Here is a 15,429-nt window from a genome sequence, read left to right as displayed (position 1 = left end):
TCATGACGGACGTGACGACGGATGTGGCGACGGCCGCGACGACGGCCGTGGCGACAGGCGTGCAGGACGCGTGCAGGGGGACAGCGATGGGCGATGTGCCGCGAGTAGCGGAGCAGCGGAGTCCGGCGTCGGGGCCCGGCCCCGAGCAGCCGGACCTGCGCTTCAGCGTGCTCGGACCGGTACGCGCCTGGCGTGGCGGCGAGCCGCTGCCCACCGGCTCGCCGCAGCAGCGGGCCCTGCTGGCCGCCCTGCTGCTCCGCGACGGCCGCACCGCCACCGCCCCCGAACTGATCGACGCCCTGTGGGGCGACGAGCCCCCGTCGCAGGCCCTGGCGGCCGTCCGTACGTACGCCTCCCGCCTGCGCAAGATCCTCGACCCGGGCGTCCTGCTCAGCGAGTCGGGCGGCTATGCGATCCGTACGGGCGGCCAGGCCCTGGACCTCTCGCTCGCCGAGGAGCTGTCGGCGGACGCCGAGAAGGCCCGGAACGCCGGCGACCTGTGCCGGGCCCGCGCACTGATCAACAAGGCGCTGGGCCTGTGGGACGGCGAGCCGCTGGCGAACGTACCCGGGCCGTACGCGGAGACGCAGCGGACGCGGCTGGAGGAGTGGCGCCTGCAGCTGGTGGAATCCCGCCTGGACATGGACCTGGAGCAGGGCTGCCACGCGGAGGCGGTCTCGGAACTGACGGCCCTCACAGCCGCGCATCCCCTCCGGGAGCGGCTGCGCGAGCTGCTGATGCTGGCGCTGTACCGCTCCGGCCGCCAGGCGGAGGCGCTGGCCGTGTACGCAGACACGCGCCGCCTGCTCGCCGACGAACTGGGCGTCGACCCGCGCCCGGGCCTCAGGGAACTCCAGCAGCGCATCCTGCAGGCGGACCCGGCCCTCGCGGAACCGTCGGCTCCGGCCCCGGAACCCGCGGCCGGTCCGGTACGCCCGGCGCAACTCCCCGCCACGGTCCCGGACTTCACCGGCCGGGCGTCCTTCGTATCCGAACTGAGCGAGGTGCTGTCCAGCGCCGAGGGCCGCGTGATGGCGGTCTCGGCGCTGGCCGGGATCGGCGGCGTCGGCAAGACGACCCTCGCCGTGCACGTGGCGCATACTGCGCGCGGCTCCTTCCCGGACGGGCAGCTGTACGTCGACCTGCAGGGCGCGGGCCCGAGGCCGGCGGAGCCGGAGACGGTGCTCGGCGCGTTCCTGCGGGCGCTCGGCACGACGGACTCGGCGATCCCGGACTCCCTGGAGGAACGCTCGGCGCTGTACCGCTCCGTCCTCGACGGCCGCCGGGTCCTGGTCCTGCTGGACAACGCCCGGGACGCGGCCCAGGTGCGCCCTCTCCTCCCCGGCACGGAGGGGTGCGCGGCGCTGGTGACATCCCGGGTGCGGATGGTGGACCTGGCGGGCGCGCACCTGGTGGACCTGGATGTGATGAGCCCGGAGGAGGCCCTCCAGCTCTTCACGAAGGTCGTGGGCGAGGAGCGGGTGGCGGCCGAGCGGGAGGCGGCCCTGGACGTGGTCGCCGCCTGCGGCTTCCTGCCGCTGGCCATCCGCATCGCGGCGTCCCGTCTGGCGTCCCGGCGGACGTGGACGGTGTCGGTCCTGGCGGCGAAGCTCGCGGACGAGCGGCGCCGCCTCGACGAACTCCAGGCGGGCGACCTGGCGGTCAAGGCGACGTTCGAGCTGGGGTACGGCCAGCTGGAGCCGACGCAGGCCCGCGCCTTCCGCCTCCTGGGCCTGGCGGACGGCCCGGACATCTCGCTGGCGGCGGCGGCCGCGGTACTCGACCTTCCCGTCGAGGACACGGAGGACCTGATGGAGTCCCTGGTCGACACATCCCTGCTGGAGTCGGCGGCTCCCGGCCGCTACCGCTACCACGACCTCGTACGCCTCTACGCGCGTGCATGCGCGGAACGCGACGAGCAGCCGCCGAGCGAGCGGGAGGCGGCGATGTCGCGGTTGCTGGACTTTTATCTGGCTACGGCGGCGGGGGTCTATGCGATCGAGCGGCCGGGGGATCGGTTGGTGGATCACCTGGAGCGGACGGAGTATCCGGGGCTGGCATTCAAGGACCGCCATGAGGCCCAGGACTGGTTGTACGCCGAGGCCAACTGTTTGCTGGCCTGTGTAAGCCAATCCGCTTCAGCGCACGGGCTGCGGCGAGCAGTCGACCTCCTCTGGGCAGCCAAGGATCTAGCCGAGTCCGGGGCGAACTCGCGTCAGTACGAGACCGTTGCCGTAGCGATACGGCGCATCGCCCAGTCGGTCAGCGACACCCAAGCCGAAGCACGCGCTCGAACGGCACTGACGGATGCGCATCTCGCGGCCGGCCGCTTCGATCAGGCGGAGGAGGAATCCCGTCACGCGACAGCACTAGCCGAAACGCTCGAGGACGCAGCCCTCAATGCCTGGGCACCGAATCACCGTGGGGTGATCGCGGTTTACAACAACCGCCATGCAGAAGGGGCCACGTATCTGCAGAAGGCAATCGACAGCTTCCGGTCAGACGGCAACCTGGCAGGCGAGGCGAGCGCCTTGTGCAACTTGTCGCGTTCACACCTCGCCATGGGGCGTACTGCCAGTGCGATCGAACTCGCAAAGCAGGGCGTCGACCTCTATGACGAGCTCGGGCACTTGCTCCGGGGCGCCAACGGCCGCTATGCCCTCGGGCTCGCTCTCGCACAGTCGGGTCAGATCAACGAAGCCACGGCCCGCCTCCAAGAGGCGCTCGTTGTCTTCCATGACAGCCGTCAGCGCCTCTGGGAGGGCATGACACTTTTCCGGCTCGCAGAGGTCGACCTGACCGCGCAGCGCCCAGCGCAGGCCGCTGCCAGTGCCGAGTCGGCGCTGACCATCCTGCGCGGCATTGGCGGCGAGTGGCGGCGAGGCAACGTCCTCACTCTTCTCGGTCGCGCACTCCACGCGATCGGCCAACCAGGAAGGGCACAGGTCTGCTGGCGGGAGGCAGTCGCCATCTATGAGGGCCTCAACTCGCCCGAGGCAGCCGAAGTGCGCTCACTGCTGACGCCCGTTGCTGCTGCGTGATCGTCCTCCGGGACGTTCATCGTTCGTTTATCGCCACGCGGCACTCTCATACACGCCGATCCGTCGCGTCGGGGGGCAGACGGGTTGACCACGGCCGCACCGCTATGGTGAGCGGCCCTGAATGACCCGTCCGGCGGCCACGGGGGAGTCGCCGGACGGGTCTATCCGCCACTGTCAAGGGAGCTGAACGCCATGGCCGAAGCCAAGAAGACCGACGGCACCGTCACGCCGCAGGACACCCACATCACCGACGCAGACGACGTCACCGTCACGCCGCAAGACACGCACATCACCGACGCAGACGGCGGCACGGTCAAGCCCCTGGACACCCACATCACCAGCGAAGAGGCCTAAGAGAGCCATCTCCAACGGGGGTCGGCCGCGGCGGCGCGGAGGGGAGCCGTCGCGGCCGATGCATGCACGGGGAAAGTATCAGGCCTTTCGCTGGCGAAAACCGTTCGAGCCGCTCGACCAGCCACCCCACGTGTCACTAGGGTCCCTCGGAGTAGGGAAATCCCCCATTCATCAAGAGAGTCGTGATGACCCGCACCAAGAAGATCCTCGTGACCGTCGCCGTTGCAGCCGCGGCTGCGCTCGGTACCGCGGGCCCCGCCCTGGCAGACGACCACGCCACCGTGACGCCGCAGGACGACCACGCCACCATCGTCACGCCGCTGGACGCCCGGGCGAGCTGAGTCCGCCACTCTCATAGGGGCCGAGCGCTTTGCTCGGCCCCTATTGCCGTTCAGCGAAACATCCGCACTACGTCTCCCCCACCTCACACCACACCGTCTTGCCCGCCACGTCCTGCTCCACGCCCCACCGCAGCGCGACGGCATCGAGCAGGGCCAGCCCGCGCCCCCACTCGGCGTCGCCGTGGCGTGCACAAGCACGGGGAGCGCGGAGCGATCCGGGTCGGTCACCTCGACCCGAGTTCGACCATCGGCTCGCGCCACGCGCACGCGAACCGGCGTGCCCTCGCCCAGGTGCCGGATGACGTTGCCCACCAGCTCGGTGACGCACAGCTCCACGTCGGGACAGGGAGCACCCACGTACTGGCGCACGCTGCGACGCAGCTCGGGTACGGCCTTGGGGAGGGCCAGCAGGTCGATCTCCAGGCCCGTGCCGTTCACTTCGCCCCCGCTTCACGGAGGACGGTCGCGAGCCGGCGCGCGGTGGCGGTGTTGCAGTTGCCGAGCGCGACCAGGCCCGCCGGAGGCGCGTACGTGCCCGCGAAGGTCGGCAGGTCGACGCGGAGGGAAGGGAGCGTGATGCCGTGTACGGCGAGGGCATCGCGCAGTTCCTCGACGCAGCGGGTCATGTCGTCGGCGGTGGGACGGGGACTGGCCGCGGCGGCACTGTGGTCCTGGTTCGGGGTCATGGAGGGGTGCGTCTTCCTGTGCGCTCTGTGATGAACCAGTCACACGGTGGCGCGAAGTGGCCTACCGTGAAAGAGGTTTGGGCTCCACAGCGCGGAGTGTGGACGCGTGGAAGGCGGTCAAGGTGCCGGGGCGTAAGGACGTTGACGGGTCGGCAAGTGTGTCGCAGTTCTACGGCACGGAGCTCCGATGGAAGCGGGAAGCAGCTGGCCTGACGCTTCAAGGCACGATCGAGGGCAGCTTCTACAGCGCGAGTTACCTGAGCGAAATCGAACGTGGTACGCGGATGATGCCGCTCGACCTTGCCTGTCACGTCGACCGCGTACTACGGACCGACGGCTTCTTCGAGCGGCGCTGCGAGGACGTACGCAAGGCCCGGAAAGGCGCCCACGCGGGCTACTTCGCTCCGGTTGCCGAGTCGGAGAAACGGGCGCGGAGCATCGAGCGATGGAGCAACGCGCTCATCCCCGGCCTGTTGCAGACCGAAGCGTACGCACGAGCCGTCATCCACTCCACGCATCCGCTGGACCTCACCGAGGAGGTCGACGCGAAGGTGCAGGCCCGATTGCAGCGGGCCAGCCTGTTCGATGACCCGAAGAAACCCGAGTACTGGAGCATCCTTCACGAGTCCCTGTTGCGTGAGCCGTTGCTTCCGTCCTCGGAGATGGCCGAACAGCTGGACCACATCGCAGCACTGGCGCGGCGACGTCGGATCGTTCCACAGATCCTGTTGTGGAACGCCCCGACTCGGCCGTTCATGGAACTGTCCTTCATGCTCATGGAGTTCGACGATGAGCCGCCTTTGCTTTACACAGAGGGGCCGTATCACGGCCAGGCCATCGACGATCCGGCCCTCGTGAAGCAGTACCGCAAGGCATACGATCGGCTCAGGGCCGCCGCACCGCCGCCGGAGGCGTCCCTCGCCCTGATCGAGGAAGCGGCTGAGGACTATCGAAATGGCACACGATAACCCGGACTTGAGCGCCGCGCGCTGGCGGAAAAGCAGCTACAGCAACGGTGACGGCGGCGAGTGCGTCGAGGTCGCCGACGGCCTCCCCGGAGTAGTCCCGGTCCGCGACTCCAAGATGCAGAACGGCCCCGCCCTCCTCTTCGGCACCGCCAACTGGACCGCCTTCATGGCAGAGTTGAAGCGCTGACCCCGCCTCTCTATGGGGCAATTGGCAAATTGGGGCCACTCAGGTGACGTAGTAGCCGTGCCAGAACGTCACATGAGTGGCCCAAACCTGCCAGTCCCTCCGACCGTCAGCCGCCCCCTCCCCGTTATCCACAGGGCGTGCGGGAATCCCCAGCCTTCAGGAGAGTGGGGGCGTGGAGCGGGGGGAATTGCGTGGGCTCGTCGAAGGCAGGGTGCTGCTCACCTCGCGTGCCCTGGAGGCGGGGTGGCCGCGGCGGTCCCTCCTCCGGAAGCTCGGTGCGGAGGGGTGGACCCGCATCCAGGCCAGCGCCTGGGCCGAGCCCGGGTGGGACGTCGACCTGCCCACCCGCCTGCGGGCCGCGCAGCTCGTCGTGAGCCACCGCTCGGCGGCCGCCCTCTGGCGGATCGAGGTGCTGGGCTCAGGGCAGCGGCAAGCGGAGATGGAGTTCAGCGACCCCGGGCTCGCCGTCCGGCGGGAGGGGCGAGGGGTGCGCGTGTATCGGGTGCCCCTCGCGCCCGACGAGGTGGTGGAGTGCCGTGGGCTGCGGGTCACCACCGTCAACCGTACGCTCGGGGACCTGCTGCGGGCCGGGCCGAGGGACGACGCGCTCGTCTCCGTGGAGTCGGCGCTCACCCGGCGCACCGTCGGCCACGTCCGCCGCGGGCCGCTCACGACCCTCGGGGCGATCGCCACCGCCCTTCAAGCTCCCGGCGCTTCGCCGCGCGGGGCGGCCAGAGCCCGCCGCCGGCTGGAGCTCGCCGACCCGAACGCCGGCTCACCGGCCGAGACGATCGCACGCCTGCGCATGCATGACGCGGGTCTCCGCCCCGAGAGCCAAGCCGAACTCCTCACCCCCGGCGGCCGCCGCTGCTTCCCGGATTTCCTCTTCCGAGCCGAAGGCCTGGCCGTCGAGATCGAGGGCTATGCCTACCACGGCACCCGCGAGTCGCACCGCCGTGACCTGGCACGCTTCAACCAGATCCTCCAGTGCGCAGAGGTCCGCACACTCCTCCGATACACGGCAATGGACGTCTTCCACCGGCCCGCTCACCTGATCGAGGAGATCCGCGACGCCCTCGTCCGGCTCCGAGCCGGGCGCGCACCCTCGCAGAGCGCGGCGCAAAACCCCATGGACGCAAGCGTCGCCCCGTGGCGATAGTGGCGCCCATGACTTCTCTCGTGCGTCACGTGACCTTCGACTGTGCCGATGCCTACCGCCTCGCGAGCTTCTGGGCCGAGGTGCTGGAAGGTTCGCTTGCGGAGGACGACAAACCCGGCGACCCGGAGGCGCTGGTCACCGCCAAGGGAGTCGGGCTCCTGTTCATCAGCGTGCCCGAGCCCAAGAGCGTGAAGAACCGCGTCCATCTCGATCTGCAGCCGCAGGACCGGTCACGGGACGAGGAGGTCGAGCGGCTCCTCGCCCTCGGCGCCACGCTCGTGGGTGATCACCGGCGTCCCGACGGGACGGGGTGGGCCACACTCGCCGACATCGAGGGCAACGAGTTCTGCGTCGAGCGCAGTGCGGCCGAGCGGGCGGCCGTCTGATCAAGGCCCGGGACCGCAGGTCCGTCTCGATGAATAATCGAGACGAACACGCTGCGTGACCGGTAACACCTGCCGCACCGTAGGCATGGCACGGTCCCAGGGAAGGATCAGGATGACCGCACAGCACATCGAACCCGGTGGGCCCCTCATCCCCCGGCCCGAACGGACACCCGCCGCTCTCCGTGTAGCACTGGCGCAGGTGTCGCCCCACCGCCTGGCCGAGATGGAGCGACAGAAGGACGAGGCCATCGCGCTGGCCGCGCGTACCGGCAACCTCGGACCGATCGTCCAGTTCCTCGACACCTGGGCCGTCGTCGTGGGGATCGCAAGGGTGCCTGCCATGGCCGCACGGCTTCGGGCCGCCGAGTACACGGCGCAGAGCGTCGACCGAGACGATCCCGCTTGGCGAGCGGCCATGAACGAGATCCACGCGCTCCACACGACTACCCGGGAGTCGCTCGACCGTGAGTAGCCGGCGGTGGGAATACGACCCGGATGAGGCCCATGTGGTCGGTGGCCCCACACCCGCCCCGCCCGCCTTCGTCGTCGAGGTGGAAAAGCGCGCCGACGAGATCGTGCGTGCGGCGGAGGCCATTCACCTGGACGGCACCGCCTACCAAGGCGCCGCAGAAGGAGTACAGACCGCCTACGTGCCCGGCGGCATGTTTCTATACCTGACCGTCGCGCGGCATGAGTGCGTCTACATCCAGGTCACGGCTTGGCCCACCTGACGCATCAACTGTCAGACCACCTTCAGGTGGTCATCACAAGCCCGTCCCGAAGGCGTCGGCAACGTCGTCGGGCACTTCGTCGAAGTCGTCCGGGATGTGGATCCGGACCGGCGCACGCGTCACTGCCACGCCCGATGTTCACGTCGCCCAGCCGGTTCCGTGCCGCCCGCCCCGCCCCCGCAACTCCCCCTTCACCACCTTCCCGCTCGCGTTCCGCGGCAGCTCCCCCACGAACTCCACCGACCTCGGCACCTTGTAGTTCGCCATCTCGCGGCGTGACCACGCGATCAGGTCGTCCGCGGTCGCCACGGCTCCCGGTCGCCGCACCACGTACGCCTTGCCCACCTCCCCCAGCCGGGGGTCCGGGACGCCGATGACCGCCACGTCCGCCACGTCGGGGTGCAGGCCGAGCAGTTGCTCTATCTCCGCCGGGTACGCGTTGAAGCCGCCGACGATGAACATGTCCTTGATGCGGTCCGTGATGCGCAGGTTCCCGGCGGCGTCCAGTACGCCCACGTCGCCCGTGTGCAGCCAGCCGTCCGGCGTCAGTACCTCCGTGGTGGACCGCGGGTCCTCGAAATAGCCCCGCATGACGTTGAAGCCGCGGACCAGGACCTCGCCCGGCGACCCCGGCGGCAGCGGCTCGCCTGCCGCCCCCACCACCCGCACCTCCGTCCCGGGTATCGCCCGGCCCGACGTCGACGCGATCACCTCCGCCGCGTCCCCCCGCCGGCACATCGTCACGATGCCGCTCGCCTCCGACAGGCCGTACGCCGTGAGCACCGTGTCGACGTGCAGCTCCCCGCGCAGCCGCTCCACCAGCTGCAGCGGCACCACCGCCGCGCCCGTCACCACCAGCCGCAGCGCCGACAGGTCGTACGCGTCCCGGGACGGGTGGTCCAGAAGCGACTGGTGCAGCGTCGGCGGGCCCGGCAGGACCGAGATGTGCTCCGCCGCGATGTTCGCCAGCACGGTGTCCACGTCGAAGACGGGCTGCGGGATCATCGTCGCGCCCCGCATCAGGCAGGCCACGATGCCCGCCTTGTAGCCGAAGGTGTGGAAGAACGGGTTCACGATCAGGTAGCGGTCGCCCTCGCGCAGGCCCGCCAGGTCGCTCCACACCTCGTAGCCGCGGAGCGTCTGGGCGTGTGTGATCACCGCGCCCTTGGGGCGGCCCGTCGTGCCCGACGTGAAGATGATGTCGGAAGGGGAACCTCCGGTGATCCCGTCGGCCCGTGCGCGGACCGCCCCCTCCTCCACGCCCTCCCCGCTCGCCAGGAAGTCCTTCCACGTACGGAAGTCCGCCGGTGCGTCGTCCGACAGCACCACCACCTGCTCCAGGTGCGGCAGGCCCGGCAGCGGTCCCGCGCCCGGCCCCTTACCCGCGGCGCGCCTCAACGAAGCCACATACGACGTCCCGAGGAACGTCCCCGTCACGAACAACAGCTTCGCGCGGGTCCGTTCCAGTACGTACGCCGTCTCCGTGCCCTTGAAGCGCGTGTTCAGGGGTACGAGGACCGCCCCCGCCGTCACCGCGCCCAGCGCCGAGACGATCCAGTCCAGGGTGTTCGGGGCCCACACCGCCACCCGGTCCCCGGCCTGCACCCCGTTCGCCATGCACGCGGCCGCCGCCCGTTCCACGCGCTCGCCCAGTTCCGCGTACGAGATCCGGGTGCGGCCCTCGACGACCGCCTCCCGGGCCCCGTACCGCTCGGCCGCCGCCCGTACCAGCCCCGGGATGCTCCCCCACTCCAGGTCCCCGCGCATCGCACGCCTCCCACAAGGCCATACGGCAGTAGCTGACTGTCCGTCAGATTAGCTGTACCCTGACGGCCTGTCAGCACTCGGGGATCCCACTGTGGAGGTGGCAGGTGGCGGCTAGCCTCAAGGACGCTACGGCGATAGCCGGGATAGGCCAGACCCCGTTCGCCAAACGACTCCCCGAATCGGAGAGGACCCTCGCCTGCCGCGCCATCCTCGCCGCCCTCGACGACGCCGGGATCGCGCCATCCGAGGTCGACGCCTTCGCCTCCTACACCATGGAGGAGACCGACGAGGTCGAGATAGCGAAGGCCATCGGGGCCGGCGATGTCACCTTCTTCAGCAAGGTGGGGTACGGGGGCGGGGGCTCCTGTGCCACCGTCGGCCACCTCGCCGCCGCCGTCGCCACCGGGCAGGCGAGCGTCGGGGTCGCCTGGCGGTCACGGAAGCGAGGCAGCGGCCCCCGCCCCTGGAAGAACACCGCCGTCCAGCTGCCGACCCCCGCCCAGTGGACCCGGCCCTTCGGGCTGCTCCGGCCCGCCGACGAGATCGCGATGCTCGCCCGCCGCTATATGCACGAATACGGAGCGACCCGCGACCACCTCTTCAACGTGGCCCTCGCCTGCCGCAACCGGGCGAACCAGAACCCGGCCGCGATCATGTACGAGCGGCCGCTGACCCGCGAGATGTACATGACCTCCCGGTGGATCAGCGAGCCCCTCTGCCTCTTCGACAACTGCCTGGAGACCGACGGGGCGCTGGCCTGCGTCATCGTCTCCGCCGAGCGTGCCCGCGACTGCCGCCAGGCACCGGTGTACGTCCACTCGGTCGCCCAGGGGCTGCCCTCGCAACACCACGGCATGGTCAACTACTGGAACGACGACCCCCTCTCCGGGCCCGCCTGGACCGCCGCCCGGCACCTGTGGAAACAGGCCGACTTCGGGCCCGAGGACGTCGACGTCGCCCAGATCTACGACGCGTTCACGCCCCTCATCCCGCTCTCCCTCGAGGGCTACGGCTTCTGCGGCCGCGGCGAAGGCGGCGCGTTCACCGAGGGAGGCGCACTCGAGATCGGCGGGCGGCTCCCCATCAACACCGGGGGCGGCGGGCTGAGCGAGGCCTATGTCCACGGCTTCAACCTCATCAACGAAGGCGTCAAACAGCTGCGCGGCACGAGCACCGCACAGGTCCCGGACGCCGCCACCTGTCTGGTCACGGCGGGCGAGGGAGTCCCCACGTCGGCTCTGCTGCTGAGGAGTTGAGATGCCCCGGTCCGACACCCTGCTCTCGCCTGTCGTCGACGACGACGGCGTGCCCTTCTGGGAGTACGCATCCCAGGGCGAACTCCGCATCCAGGCCTGCGCCCGCCCCGGCTGCGGCGAACTGCGCTTCCCGCCGCGGCCCTGCTGCCCGCACTGCCAGTCGTTCGACAGCGAGTGGCGCAGGATGAGCGGACGCGGGCGTATCTGGTCGTTCGTCGTCCCGCATCCGCCGCTCCTTCCGGCCTACGCCGAGCAGGCCCCGTACAACGCGGTCCTCGTGGAGCTGGCGGACGCCCCGCGCATACGGCTGGCCGGCAACCTCGTCAGCGAACCGGACGCCCCGCTGAACTCGGTCCCGCCCGAACGGCTGCGCATCGGCGCGAAGGTGCAGGTCGTGTTCGCGGACCTCGATGGTGTGGCGGTGCCGCGCTGGGTACTGGAGCGGCCATGACGCTCCGCACCGAGGTGCACAAGGAGACAGGGGTGGCCGTCGTCACCCTCGACCGCCCCGGGCGGCACAACGCCATCGACCTCGAGACGGCCGGTGAACTGGCCGCTGCGTGGCGGGAGTTCCGGTTCGACGACACCGTACGGGCGATCGTCGTCACCGGCGCCGGGACCAGGGCCTTCTGCACCGGGATCGACCGCTCCGCCGACGTTCCGCAGCCCGCGTCGCCATACTCGACCGACGACCCTCTCCTCACCATCGGCCCGAAGGCGAACGACCTCTGGAAGCCCGTCATCGCCGCCGTGGGCGGTATGGCCTGCGGCGGCGCCTTCTATCTCATCGGCGAGGCCGAGTTCGTGGTCGCGGACGAGACGGCGACGTTCTTCGATCCGCACACGACGTACGGCATGGTCAGCGCGTACGAGCCGATCCTCATGGCGCAGCGCATGCCGCTCGGGGAGGTCGCGAGGATGGCGCTGATGGGCACGGCCGAGCGGATCTCGGCGCGCCGGGCGTACGAGACAGGTCTTGTGTCGCAAGTGACCGCGCCGGGTGAGGCGTTGGGCGCCGCCCTCGACTGTGCCCGGGTGATCGCCTCGTATCCGACCGAGGCCGTGCAGGGCACGGTCCGTGCCGTGTGGGCGGCGAAGGAGGCGGCGCGCGCGCACGCGTTCGCGCAGGCTCCGCACCTCCTCGCGCTGGGCAGTCTGCCGCCCGAGCGGCAGGCGGAACTGTTCGCCGCCCGCCACTCGGGCCCTTCGGCCGGCCACCGCATCCGCTAGGCGTCGCGCGTCGGCGGGCGGTTCGCCCACGCCTTTGGCGGGTACCCGCGCAGTGCTCGCGGGCGTCCCGGGCTGGGGTGTTGCCATATGGCGCGGCTCGCACACGAAGCGTAGCGTCGTGATCGAGAGCTGCTGAGGAGGCGTGCGATGGTCCGGTACGTCCTCGGGTCCGTCCTCGCTCTCATCGGAGCGACGGCCGCCGTCTGGAGCCCCTTCCGTGCCTGGTACGACGGCCGTCTCGGGCGCGAGTACCGCCTCGGAGACCTGTTCGCCGGCACCGGCGTCACCGCCGTGCGGGCCGCGCTGTTCGGCTCGCTCTTCCTGCCGTTCGTCGTCGCGGCGGTGGTGGCGCTGGCCGGGATCGCCCTGCGGTCGCGCGGCCTGGTCGCCCTGGCGGGTGTGATCGTCCTGGGCTTCGCCGTGCTGTGGATGGTACGGCTGGGGTTGGCCCAGGGCAGCCTGACCGTCGGCGGACCCGGTCCCGGCCTCCAACCGGGTGTCGCGAGCGCGGTCGGAAGCGGCGTGGTGCTGCTGCTCGCGTCGCTGGTGATGCCGGGGCGCAAGCGGGGGCGCAGGCGGCGGACCACACCGCTGGCGCCGACGGAGCCGGCAGCCACCGGGGGGCCCACCCGTCCGGGCGGGGAACCGCCTCGGCCGGCACGTGACGAGCCGACGCAGCCGATCCGGCAGCGGCCACCGGACCACACCTGACCGGACCCGCACCCCCGCCCACGGGGGGGGCGGGTCCGACGCGAGGGCACCGTACGACGTGGGTTGAGCCCACCCGTTCCGCCCTGCGGAACGATGCCCACAACGGTAGGACGGTGGGCCGCCGCCTACCCCCGCGCCGTCCCCGTCCCCTTCTCCGCGTCCAGTGCGTACACGCAGCGGTCCTTGCTGCACGCGTACACGACGCCGTTCTGCACCACCGGCGAGCCGGTGATCTCGCCGCCCGTCGCGAGCTTCCAGCGCAGGCGGCCGTCGTCCGCCTTGAGGGTGTACAGCAGGTGGTCCGTCGAGCCGAAGTGGATGCGGCCCTCGGCGACGGCCGGCGCGCCGACCACGTCGCCGCCGGCCTGGAAGCGCCACTTCGGGGTGCCGGTCACGGCGTCCAGTGTGTACAGGCCCTTGCCGCTGCCCACGTGGACATGTCCGTCCGCGACGAGCACGGGGTCCACGGAGGACCGGGACTCGGTGGCGATGCGCCAGCGGTCGCGGCCGTCGGCGGCGTCCAGGGCGTACACCGTGCCGAGGTAGTCGGCGAGGTAGACCCCGCCGCCGGTGACCGCGGGCCCTGCCGCGTAGGCGGGCGGGCTCAGGAAGACCGCGGGCGCCTCGAAGTGCCAGCGGACGAGGCCGCTCACCACGTCGACGGCGAGGACACGGGTGCCCGCGGAGATGTACACGTTGCCGTCGGGCGCGTGCGTCAGCCGGACCGGCACACCCCCGCAGGACGCGGCGTCGCCGACCGGGTACGACCAGCGTTCGTTGCCGGTGCGCGCATCGAGGGCCCGCAGCCGCGCGTCCTTCCACACGTACACCGTCCCGTCGTGCACGACGGGCCCGGCCTCGGGAGTCTCGAAGTCGCTCTGGGCGTCGGTGATCTCCCACAGCATCTCGCCGCTCGCGGCATCCCAGGCCTGGACGCCGCCGCCGCGGGTCGCGGTGAGGACGGTGCCGCGGTCGGCCTTCAGCGAGTACACCCAGCCGTTGACGGGCAGCCGCCACAGGTCGGAGCCCTCGCGGGCGTCGAGGGCGAGGAGCGTGGGCCCGTCCGAGGCGTGGATACGCCCGTCGGCCACCGCCAGCGACCAGGCGACGTCCCGCGTCTTGAACCGGCGCCGGCCCGTGGAGACGTCCAGCGCGTGGACCTCGAACGACGTGACGTACACGAGGTCTCCGGCGACGACGGGCGTGCCCCACACCTCGTTGGACATCCGGAACCGCCAGGGCCGCCAGGGCGCCCCCGGGTCGGGCTCGGGCGGTGCCGCCGTGGGCGCGGGCACCGCCGGGGCGCCGTTGACCGCCGCGCCGGCCCGCGACCAGGAGGCGGCGAGGCCCGCGGCGGCGGGCGGGGCGTTCACGGCGGCCGCGCGGACGTCGGCCACGCGGGGCCCGGGCCCGATCGGCACCTGGGCGCCGGGCAGGCGTACCGGTCCGGCGTCGGGGGCCGGGGCACCCGTCCAGCCGCCGTCGCCGCTCACGCCGGGCGCGGGCTGCACGGGCCCCGGGGCGTGCTCGGGCCGCGGCGGAACCGCGGGGGCGCCCCGCCCGCCGCTGCGCCCGGAGCCGCTGCTCCGGACGGGCGGGCGGCCGTTGCGCCGGGCCTCGATCAGCGCCACCGCACGCTCGGGCAGCCACGCGGACGCCGTACCGCTGTCGTCGGAACCGGGTCCGAACAGATGCGGTGCGAGCTGGGCCTGGAGGTCGGCGGGGGTGGGGCGGGCGCCTGCCTCCATCTGCATGCAGGACTCGATGAGCGGACGGAGATCGTCCGGCAGCCCTTCGACGTCGGGGCCCTCGCGCAGCAGCATGAACACCGTCTCGACGGGGTTCGCGCCATGGAAGGGCGCGTGCCCGGTGGCGGCGAAGACGAGGGTCGAGCCGAGCGAGAACACATCGCTCGCGCCCGTCACGCTGCGGGAGTCCTTGGCCTGCTCGGGCGACATGTAGGCGGGGTGCCGACGGCGACGTTCGTCATGGTCAGGCGCGTGTTGGAGACGCCCGACGCGATGCCGAAGTCGATGACGCGGGGGCCGTCCTCGACCACGAGCACGTTCGACGGCTTGAGGTCGCGGTGGACCAGCCCCGCGCCGTGGATGGACTGCAGCGCCTCGGCGACTCCGGCCGCCAGCCAGCGCACCGCCTGGACCGGCAGCGGCCCGTGCTCGTTCACTATCTCTTCGAGCGAGGGGGCGGGGACGTAGGCGGTGGCCAGCCAGGGCACGGCGGCGCGCGGGTCGGCGTCCACGACCGCGGCCGTGTAGAAGCCGGACACGGCCCGGGCGGCCTCCACCTCGCGGGTGAAGCGGACGCGGAAGAGCTGGTCCTCCGCGAGCTCGGTCCTGACGGTCTTGATCGCCACGCGCCGGCCCGACGCCGACCGTGCGAGATAGACCAGCCCCATGCCTCCGGCACCCAGCCGGCCCAGCACTTCGAACGGCCCGATCCGCCTCGGATCGTGCTGCGTCAGCTGATCCACCACTTCCCTGCCACCTCCCCGTACGCGGCTGCGCCCGAAGCAGCCACTGCGCAGCGTCTCACCCCGGACCGACACGGTGCCGCGCACCCCGATTCTTCCTGCCTCGGGCACAGGTTGCTAA

General features: G+C 71.4%; 15 protein-coding genes and 1 pseudogene. 13 read left to right on the top strand and 3 right to left on the bottom strand.

Annotated features, from left to right (window positions below; translation table 11 throughout):
- The first annotated feature begins 86 nt into the window (after nt 1–86).
- The 3 genes from ACWD4J_RS27705 to ACWD4J_RS27695 all read left to right on the top strand — a co-directional run bounded on the left by ACWD4J_RS27705 (nt 87) and on the right by ACWD4J_RS27695 (nt 3,736).
- Entirely contained in the window at nt 87–3,041 is a 2,955-nt protein-coding gene (locus tag ACWD4J_RS27705; RefSeq protein WP_451398164.1) for a BTAD domain-containing putative transcriptional regulator, read from the top strand.
- Between the two features lie 192 nt (nt 3,042–3,233).
- Nucleotides 3,234–3,395: a hypothetical protein gene (locus ACWD4J_RS27700; protein ID WP_451398142.1), complete on the top strand. Its 162-nt coding sequence runs from the start codon at nt 3,234–3,236 to the stop codon at nt 3,393–3,395.
- Nucleotides 3,396–3,580: 185 nt separating this feature from the next.
- Complete coding sequence (locus ACWD4J_RS27695; RefSeq protein ID WP_451398141.1) at nt 3,581–3,736, top strand: hypothetical protein; 156 nt, start codon at nt 3,581–3,583, stop codon at nt 3,734–3,736.
- Between the two features lie 434 nt (nt 3,737–4,170).
- On the opposite strand, the gene ACWD4J_RS27690 is transcribed toward ACWD4J_RS27695, so the two are convergent.
- Nucleotides 4,171–4,422 carry a hypothetical protein gene (locus tag ACWD4J_RS27690; protein ID WP_451398140.1) on the bottom strand — a complete coding sequence of 84 codons (252 nt, stop codon included), beginning with the start codon at nt 4,420–4,422 and terminating at the stop codon, nt 4,171–4,173.
- A 122-nt stretch (nt 4,423–4,544) separates the two neighbouring features.
- Here ACWD4J_RS27690 and ACWD4J_RS27685 point away from each other — a divergent pair, with 122 nt between their 5' ends.
- The 6 genes from ACWD4J_RS27685 to ACWD4J_RS27660 all read left to right on the top strand — a co-directional run bounded on the left by ACWD4J_RS27685 (nt 4,545) and on the right by ACWD4J_RS27660 (nt 7,853).
- On the top strand, nt 4,545–5,390 hold the full coding sequence (locus ACWD4J_RS27685; RefSeq protein ID WP_451398163.1) for a helix-turn-helix domain-containing protein: 846 nt from the start codon (nt 4,545–4,547) through the stop codon (nt 5,388–5,390).
- Complete coding sequence (locus tag ACWD4J_RS27680) at nt 5,377–5,577, top strand: DUF397 domain-containing protein (RefSeq protein WP_451398139.1); 201 nt, start codon at nt 5,377–5,379, stop codon at nt 5,575–5,577. Before ACWD4J_RS27685 ends, ACWD4J_RS27680 begins: the two co-directional genes overlap by 14 nt.
- 172 nt (nt 5,578–5,749) lie before the next feature.
- Nucleotides 5,750–6,736 (top strand): hypothetical protein, encoded by a 987-nt coding sequence (locus tag ACWD4J_RS27675; protein ID WP_451398138.1) that lies wholly within the window; start codon nt 5,750–5,752, stop codon nt 6,734–6,736.
- Between the two features lie 8 nt (nt 6,737–6,744).
- Entirely contained in the window at nt 6,745–7,122 is a 378-nt protein-coding gene (locus ACWD4J_RS27670; protein ID WP_451398137.1) for a VOC family protein, read from the top strand.
- Nucleotides 7,123–7,234: 112 nt separating this feature from the next.
- Nucleotides 7,235–7,594, top strand: coding sequence for a DUF6247 family protein (locus tag ACWD4J_RS27665; RefSeq protein WP_451398136.1), 360 nt, complete (start codon nt 7,235–7,237; stop codon nt 7,592–7,594).
- Nucleotides 7,587–7,853, top strand: a complete 267-nt coding sequence (locus ACWD4J_RS27660; RefSeq protein WP_451398135.1) for a hypothetical protein — start codon at nt 7,587–7,589, stop codon at nt 7,851–7,853. Before ACWD4J_RS27665 ends, ACWD4J_RS27660 begins: the two co-directional genes overlap by 8 nt.
- 138 nt (nt 7,854–7,991) lie before the next feature.
- Here the strand turns inward: ACWD4J_RS27660 and ACWD4J_RS27655 are convergent, their stop codons facing one another.
- A complete protein-coding gene (locus ACWD4J_RS27655) occupies nt 7,992–9,620 on the bottom strand; it encodes a FadD3 family acyl-CoA ligase (RefSeq protein ID WP_451398134.1) in 1,629 nt (542 codons plus the stop codon).
- Between the two features lie 104 nt (nt 9,621–9,724).
- Between ACWD4J_RS27655 and ACWD4J_RS27650 the strand changes: the two genes are divergently transcribed.
- From ACWD4J_RS27650 to ACWD4J_RS27635, 4 genes are all read left to right on the top strand, one after another.
- On the top strand, nt 9,725–10,876 hold the full coding sequence (locus ACWD4J_RS27650; protein ID WP_451398133.1) for a lipid-transfer protein: 1,152 nt from the start codon (nt 9,725–9,727) through the stop codon (nt 10,874–10,876).
- A gap of 1 nt (nt 10,877) precedes the next feature.
- The gene (locus ACWD4J_RS27645) at nt 10,878–11,327 is read left to right on the top strand and encodes a Zn-ribbon domain-containing OB-fold protein (RefSeq protein WP_451398132.1); all 450 of its coding nucleotides are present in this window, start codon (nt 10,878–10,880) and stop codon (nt 11,325–11,327) included.
- The gene (locus tag ACWD4J_RS27640; protein ID WP_451398131.1) at nt 11,324–12,106 is read left to right on the top strand and encodes an enoyl-CoA hydratase/isomerase family protein; all 783 of its coding nucleotides are present in this window, start codon (nt 11,324–11,326) and stop codon (nt 12,104–12,106) included. The genes ACWD4J_RS27645 and ACWD4J_RS27640 overlap by 4 nt, the downstream gene beginning before the upstream one ends.
- A 147-nt stretch (nt 12,107–12,253) precedes the next feature.
- Entirely contained in the window at nt 12,254–12,817 is a 564-nt protein-coding gene (locus tag ACWD4J_RS27635) for a hypothetical protein (protein ID WP_451398130.1), read from the top strand.
- 125 nt (nt 12,818–12,942) lie between these two features.
- Here the strand turns inward: ACWD4J_RS27635 and ACWD4J_RS27630 are convergent.
- Nucleotides 12,943–15,311 (bottom strand): annotated as a pseudogene (locus ACWD4J_RS27630) (outer membrane protein assembly factor BamB family protein).
- Nucleotides 15,312–15,429 lie beyond the last annotated feature (118 nt).

Source organism: Streptomyces sp. NPDC002577 (genome assembly GCF_053594815.1).
Note: the sequence above shows the minus strand (reverse complement) of the source record. Positions and strands in the feature narration are given on the sequence as shown.

Bases quoted from the DNA above. Each gene is read 5' to 3' on its own strand.
- ACWD4J_RS27670 (WP_451398137.1), top strand. From the start codon at position 6,745: ATGACTTCTCTCGTGCGTCACGTGACCTTCGACTGTGCCGATGCCTAC.
- ACWD4J_RS27645 (WP_451398132.1), top strand. From the start codon at position 10,878: ATGCCCCGGTCCGACACCCTGCTCTCGCCTGTCGTCGACGACGACGGC.
- ACWD4J_RS27640 (WP_451398131.1), top strand. From the start codon at position 11,324: ATGACGCTCCGCACCGAGGTGCACAAGGAGACAGGGGTGGCCGTCGTC.
- ACWD4J_RS27655 (WP_451398134.1), bottom strand. From the start codon at position 9,620: ATGCGCGGGGACCTGGAGTGGGGGAGCATCCCGGGGCTGGTACGGGCG.
- ACWD4J_RS27700 (WP_451398142.1), top strand. From the start codon at position 3,234: ATGGCCGAAGCCAAGAAGACCGACGGCACCGTCACGCCGCAGGACACC.
- ACWD4J_RS27665 (WP_451398136.1), top strand. From the start codon at position 7,235: ATGACCGCACAGCACATCGAACCCGGTGGGCCCCTCATCCCCCGGCCC.
- ACWD4J_RS27705 (WP_451398164.1), top strand. From the start codon at position 87: ATGGGCGATGTGCCGCGAGTAGCGGAGCAGCGGAGTCCGGCGTCGGGG.
- ACWD4J_RS27690 (WP_451398140.1), bottom strand. From the start codon at position 4,422: ATGACCCCGAACCAGGACCACAGTGCCGCCGCGGCCAGTCCCCGTCCC.
- ACWD4J_RS27635 (WP_451398130.1), top strand. From the start codon at position 12,254: ATGGTCCGGTACGTCCTCGGGTCCGTCCTCGCTCTCATCGGAGCGACG.
- ACWD4J_RS27695 (WP_451398141.1), top strand. From the start codon at position 3,581: ATGACCCGCACCAAGAAGATCCTCGTGACCGTCGCCGTTGCAGCCGCG.
- ACWD4J_RS27680 (WP_451398139.1), top strand. From the start codon at position 5,377: ATGGCACACGATAACCCGGACTTGAGCGCCGCGCGCTGGCGGAAAAGC.